Raw genomic sequence first — 5,802 nt, 5'->3', positions numbered from 1 at the left:
GCTCGGCGCGGGCACGGCGGGCGGCGCCGCGGGGGTGCCGCCCCCGGGGCGGCGCGGGGGCACCCCGCGGGGCCGTACGATCGGGGGTGCCGGCAGTGTCCGGGCGGCCCCGACGCGTTTTGACCCGTGCGGGTGAGCCCGAGTATCCTGCTGGTTCGTTGTGCGTATTGGCTTGTTCATTCTCACGTGAGGGGCCCTTACGCCGGTCCACCGGGCCGATGACCAGCGGAGTGCGAGCGGGTTGCGTCACCTGCTTCCTCCAGGCTGTCGTGATCGCCGGGTGGCCAGTCAGGACCCATTCACGAAGAAGCGAAGGCTACGACCGTGCGTACGTACAGCCCCAAGCCCGGCGATGTCACGCGCCAGTGGCACATCATCGACGCGCAGGACATCGTCCTGGGCCGTCTGGCGACCACCGCCGCCACCCTCCTGCGGGGAAAGCACAAGCCCATCTACGCGCCCCACGTCGACACGGGTGACTTCGTCGTCATCATCAACGCCGACAAGGTGCACCTCTCCGGCAACAAGGCCACGCAGAAGATGGCGTACCGCCACTCCGGTTACCCGGGCGGCCTGCGCTCCATCCGCTACGACGAGCTGATGGCCAAGAGCCCGGAGAAGGCGGTCGAGAAGGCCGTCAAGGGCATGCTCCCCAAGAACACCCTGGGCCGCCAGATGCTCAGCAAGCTGAAGGTCTACGCGGGTGACCACCACCCGCACGGGGCGCAGCAGCCCGTCCCGTACGAGATCACCCAGGTCGCGCAGTAGTTCCGGCCACCCCCTAAGAAGAAAAGAAATCTGAGGAGAATCGTGGCCGAGACCACTGCTGAGCAGACCCCCGTCGAAGGCGAAGAGGAGACCTTCGCCGAGGTGACGACCTTCGAGTCCGAGGTGCCCGTCGAGGGCGAGTACACCTCCGAGTCGATGGCGTCCCGCTTCGGCGACCCGCAGCCCGCCGCGGGCCTGGGCCGTCGCAAGAACGCGATCGCCCGTGTCCGGATCATCCCCGGCTCCGGCAAGTGGAAGATCAACGGTCGCACCCTTGAGGACTACTTCCCCAACAAGGTGCACCAGCAGGAAGTCAACGAGCCCTTCAAGGTGCTCGAGCTCGACAACCGCTACGACGTCGTCGCCCGCATCGCGGGTGGCGGTGTCTCCGGCCAGGCCGGCGCCCTGCGCCTCGGTGTGGCCCGCGCGCTGAACGAGGCGGACGTGGACAACAACCGCGGCGCGCTGAAGAAGGCCGGCTTCCTGAGCCGCGACGACCGCGCCGTCGAGCGCAAGAAGGCCGGTCTGAAGAAGGCCCGCAAGGCTCCGCAGTACAGCAAGCGCTAAACCGTCCCGGCGGTCGCCGGCGCGTGCCCGCCCCCTGTTCCCGGGGGGCGCGTCCGCCCGTGCGCCCGCCGTACGACGTACATCGTTCGCCCCGGTGGCAGTCTGTGCCGCCGGGGCGTTCGTTTTTATCCAGGGTGCCAGGCGTATAACAGCATCAAGCGCTCAAAACACATTTTCGGAGGGAGAGCTGTGGGACGACTCTTCGGTACGGACGGCGTGCGCGGCGTCGCCAACGCGGACCTGACGGCGGAGCTGGCGCTCGGCCTGTCGGTCGCGGCGGCACACGTGCTGGCCGAGGTGGGGACGTTCGAGGGGCACCGGCCGACTGCCGTCGTCGGGCGCGATCCCCGCGCCTCGGGCGAGTTCCTGGAGGCGGCCGTCGTCGCCGGCCTCGCCAGCGCGGGCGTCGACGTCCTGCGCGTGGGCGTGCTCCCGACCCCCGCGGTGGCCCACCTCACCGGGGTGCTCGGCGCCGATTTCGGTGTGATGCTCTCCGCCAGCCACAACGCCATGCCGGACAACGGTGTCAAGTTCTTCGCGCGCGGCGGCCACAAGCTCGCCGACGAACTGGAGGACCGCATCGAGGCGCTCTACGACAAGCACCGCACGGGTGAGCCGTGGGACCGGCCCACCGGCGGCGGCGTCGGCCGCGTCCGCACGTACGACGAGGGCTTCGACCGCTACGTCGCGCACCTCGTCGCCGTCCTGCCGAACCGCCTCGACGGGCTCAAGGTCGTCCTGGACGAGGCGCACGGCGCCGCGGCCCGCGTCTCACCCGAGGCCTTCACGCGCGCCGGGGCCGAGGTCGTCACCATCGGCACCGAGCCGGACGGCCTCAACATCAACGAGGACTGCGGCTCCACGCACCTCGACCAGCTCAAGGCGGCCGTCGTCGAGCACGGCGCCGACTTCGGCATCGCCCACGACGGCGACGCCGACCGCTGCCTCGCCGTCGACGCGTCGGGCGCGGAGGTGGACGGCGACCAGATCCTCGCCGTCCTCGCGCTCGCACTGCGCGAGCAGGGACAGCTGCGGCACAACACGGTCGTCGGGACCGTCATGTCGAACCTCGGCTTCAAGACGGCGATGGAACGCGAGGGCGTGACGGTCGTGCAGACGGCCGTCGGCGACCGCTACGTTCTGGAGTCCATGAAGGAGCACGGGTACGCGCTCGGCGGCGAGCAGTCCGGCCACGTGATCATCCTCGACCACGCCACCACCGGCGACGGCACGCTGACCGGCCTGATGCTCGCGGCCCGCGTCGCCGCGACGGGCCGCTCGCTGGCCGACCTCGCCGCCGTCATGCGGCGCCTGCCGCAGGTCCTCGTCAACGTCCCGGACGTCGACAGGACCCGCGTCGGCACCTCCGCCGACCTCGCTGCCGCCGTCACCGAGGCCGAGACGGAACTCGGCTCCACCGGCCGCGTCCTGCTGCGCCCCTCCGGCACCGAGCCCCTGGTGCGCGTCATGGTCGAGGCCGCCGACATCGACCAGGCCCGCTCCGTGGCCGGCCGGCTCGCCGACGCCGTGAAGTCGTCCCTGGGCTGAGCGGCCCCCGCGCCCGCCCACACGGCGGCGGGCGGATCGCACGAGTGACGGGAGGGGCCCGGTCCGGACCGGGCCCCTCCCGTTCGCCGTACACCGTGGGTGTCGCGGGCCGCGGGCCGCGAGCTGCCGGCGCACAGGGCCCCGGCCTGCCGCGTACGCTGCGCCCATGGCTGCCCCCGCGCCCCGCGTCGTGAAGATGGGCGAAGGAACGGCCGAGGGCCTGCGCTCCGGGCCGTGCGCCCGAACATCACCGCCACGAACAGGGGCGCGGATACGGACGGTTCGCGGTAGGCGTGGTGGCCGTCCGGACGTCTGTCGGCCACACGCGACCCGCTCACGAGAGCGCGGCGCGGGCCTCAGAGCTTGCGCAGGGACAGCCGCTGCACCTTGTGGTCGGCGGCCTTGCGGAGGATCAGCGTCGCGCGGCCGCGCGTGGGGGCCACGTTCTCCAGCAGGTTCGGCTTGTTGACGGTGCGCCAGATCTCGCGCGCGTAGCTCATCGCCTCGTCCTCGGAGACCTTCGTGTACTTGGTGAAGTACGAGGACGGGTCCTGGAACGCGGTCTCGCGCAGCTTGCGGAAGCGGCTCAGGTACCAGGACTCGATGTCCTCGGCGCGGGCGTCCACGTACACGCTGAAGTCGAAGTAGTCGGCGAGCGCGACGCGGGTCCTGCCGTCCTGGCCGGGCAGCGCGGGCTGGAGGACGTTGATGCCCTCGACGATCAGGATGTCCGGGCGCCGCACCACCAGTCGCTCGTCCGGCACGATGTCGTAGATCAGGTGCGAGTAGACCGGCGCCGTCACCTCGTCCTTGCCCGCCTTGATGTCGGCGACGAAGCGGGTGAGCGCGCGGCGGTCGTACGACTCGGGGAAGCCCTTGCGCTGCACCAGGCCGCGCGCCTTCAGCTCCTTCATCGGCAGCAGGAAGCCGTCCGTCGTGACGCGTTCGACGCGCGGGTGCTCCGGCCAGCGCGCCAGCAGCGCCTGGAGCAGGCGGGCGACGGTCGACTTGCCCACGGCCACACTGCCCGCGACCCCTATGACGAACGGGGTGCCGCGCTGGGCGCCGTGGCCGCCCCCCGCCTCGCCGAGGAACGTGTTGAGCGCGCCGCGCAGCTCCGCCGTGGCCTGCACGTACAGGTTCAGCAGCCGGGAGAGCGGCAGATAGACGTCGCGCACCTCGTCCAGGTCGATCACGTCCCCGAGCCCGCGCAGCCGCTCGACCTCCGCCGCGGTCAGGGGCAGCGGCGTCTTCTCCCGCAGCGCGCTCCACTCCTCCCGGGTCAGGTCGACGTACGGGGTGGGCCCGTGCTCCCCCTTCCGCCGGTGCTCGGACGGGGCGGCGGGGGACCGGTGGGGCGGGGGAGAGCTGATCACGGGGTCCATTGTCGGGGCAGGTGCCGGGCGCGGGGCGGCCGAGGCGCGTGCCGGGTGCGTCGCGTTCGTCACGTCCATGACGGGTTGCGTTTCCCGCCCGGACGCGAGGACGGGACGCGGCGGCGGCCCGGCGGAGCGGCGCGTGTCCTCAGGGCTCGATCACGAGCCGTTCGATCAGGTCGCCGCGCAGCGCGAAGCGGTAGTGCAGGTCGACGGTGCCGCCGGGGAAGTCGCCCTCCAGGTGCTGGGTCACGACCCAGCGGTCCGCGCCAATCCGCTCGGCGCCGACGGGCCGGACCGTGTAGGTGAACGCGGAGCCGGAGGACGAGCGGTCGAGCCACTCCCCGATGGCGGCGACGCCGTCGTACGCGGAGCCGTCGTCGGTGACCGTGGCGTCGGGGACGAAGGCCGCGACGGCCGCGGCCGTGTCGTGGTCGCGGTGCGCCGCGAGGTAGCGGGTGACGACCTCGGGCAGGTCGGCGGGGAGGGCGGGAGTGGAAGGGGTGGTCACGGCGTTCTCCTTCGGTGCTTCGGTGCTTCGGTGCTTCGGTGCTTCGGTGCTTCGGTGCTTCGGTGCTTCGGTGTGCCGGTACGCGGGCGGGGCCCGGGGGTCGGGGCGGTCGGACGGCCGGAAGGGGCCCGCGTGGAGGGGCGTGCGGGCATGCCGAACGCCGCCCACCGAGTTACTGCTAAAGTGAAACCTACTGACTTCTACTTTAGCAGTGACATGAGGGAGAGCCGCCATGGCGAGCCGGATCAGGCTGGAGGACCGCGAATGCCCGCTGTCCACGACGGTGGAGCACGTCGGTGAGTGGTGGACCCTGCTGCTCCTGCACGACGCCTTCGACGGCTACACGCGCTTCGACCAGTTCCAGGAGAACCTGGGCATCTCCTCCAGCATGCTCACCGCACGGCTGAAGACGCTGGTCGGGGACGGCCTGCTGGAGCGCCGCCCGTACCAGACCAACCCGGTGCGGCACGAGTACGTGCTCACCGAACTGGGCCGCTCGCTGCGGCCGGTGATCGTCGCGCTCGCGGCGTGGGGCAACTCCCGGCTCGCGCCCGGGCAGCGCAGCATGGTGCTGGTCGACGCGGTGACCGGCGAGGAGGTCGAGCCCGTGGTGGTGGACGCGGCCACGGGCCGCAGGCTCGACGACGGCGACGCGTACGTCTTCACCTCGGGGCCCGCGGCGAGTCCCGCGATGCGCGCGCGCTACGCCGAGGGCCCCCAGGCGCTCGCGCCGGCCGCCGGCGGGTGAGGGCGGGGCTCAGCGCTTGAAGTAGTCCTGCATGTCCCACCACCGCATCACGTGCGTGCGGTCCTTGGGCGGGTTGCGCAGGTCCCGGGCGAGGACGACGAGACCGGCGGTCAGGACCCAGAACATCGCGGGGACCGCGTAGTGCGGGTGCGCGGCGCCGATCTGGCCGACGGTCGAGCGCACGGCGAGCAGCGCGGCGCCCGCGACGGCCACGCAGGCCGCGTACAGGCCGACCGTGCGTCGGCGCGAGCGGGTCACCGGGCGCGCGGGCGCCCGGGTGCGGC

The 5,802-nt window shown here is 72.1% G+C and carries 7 protein-coding genes; 4 read left to right on the top strand and 3 right to left on the bottom strand.

The features are described from left to right. The first annotated feature begins 324 nt into the window (after positions 1–324). From rplM to glmM, 3 genes are all read left to right on the top strand, one after another. Positions 325–768, top strand: a complete 444-nt coding sequence (rplM, locus tag L1885_RS22305) for a 50S ribosomal protein L13 (protein ID WP_235798953.1) — start codon at positions 325–327, stop codon at positions 766–768. Between the two features lie 42 nt (positions 769–810). Next, positions 811–1,335: a 30S ribosomal protein S9 gene (gene rpsI / locus L1885_RS22300; RefSeq protein ID WP_235798952.1), complete on the top strand. Its 525-nt coding sequence runs from the start codon at positions 811–813 to the stop codon at positions 1,333–1,335. A gap of 189 nt (positions 1,336–1,524) precedes the next feature. Further along, positions 1,525–2,883 (top strand): phosphoglucosamine mutase, encoded by a 1,359-nt coding sequence (glmM, locus tag L1885_RS22295; protein ID WP_235798951.1) that lies wholly within the window; start codon positions 1,525–1,527, stop codon positions 2,881–2,883. A gap of 356 nt (positions 2,884–3,239) precedes the next feature. Here glmM and coaA read toward each other — a convergent pair whose 3' ends face one another. Both coaA and L1885_RS22285 read right to left on the bottom strand, forming a co-directional pair. Then, a complete protein-coding gene (gene coaA / locus L1885_RS22290; protein ID WP_235798950.1) occupies positions 3,240–4,268 on the bottom strand; it encodes a type I pantothenate kinase in 1,029 nt (342 codons plus the stop codon). Positions 4,269–4,407: 139 nt separating this feature from the next. Further along, positions 4,408–4,770: a nuclear transport factor 2 family protein gene (locus L1885_RS22285; RefSeq protein ID WP_235798949.1), complete on the bottom strand. Its 363-nt coding sequence runs from the start codon at positions 4,768–4,770 to the stop codon at positions 4,408–4,410. Between the two features lie 232 nt (positions 4,771–5,002). Between L1885_RS22285 and L1885_RS22280 the strand changes: the two genes are divergently transcribed. Then, positions 5,003–5,518, top strand: a complete 516-nt coding sequence (locus tag L1885_RS22280) for a winged helix-turn-helix transcriptional regulator (protein WP_235798948.1) — start codon at positions 5,003–5,005, stop codon at positions 5,516–5,518. A 9-nt stretch (positions 5,519–5,527) separates the two neighbouring features. Here the strand turns inward: L1885_RS22280 and L1885_RS22275 are convergent. Then, positions 5,528–5,802: hypothetical protein (locus L1885_RS22275; RefSeq protein ID WP_235798947.1), on the bottom strand; the 275-nt coding region annotated here is incomplete at its 5' end.

Origin of the sequence: Streptomyces fuscigenes (genome assembly GCF_021556455.1) — a bacterium.
In the GTDB taxonomy this organism is placed as follows: domain Bacteria; phylum Actinomycetota; class Actinomycetes; order Streptomycetales; family Streptomycetaceae; genus Streptomyces; species Streptomyces fuscigenes.
The sequence above is the reverse complement of the archived record's forward strand: the minus strand, read 5'-3'. Positions and strand labels throughout refer to the sequence as shown.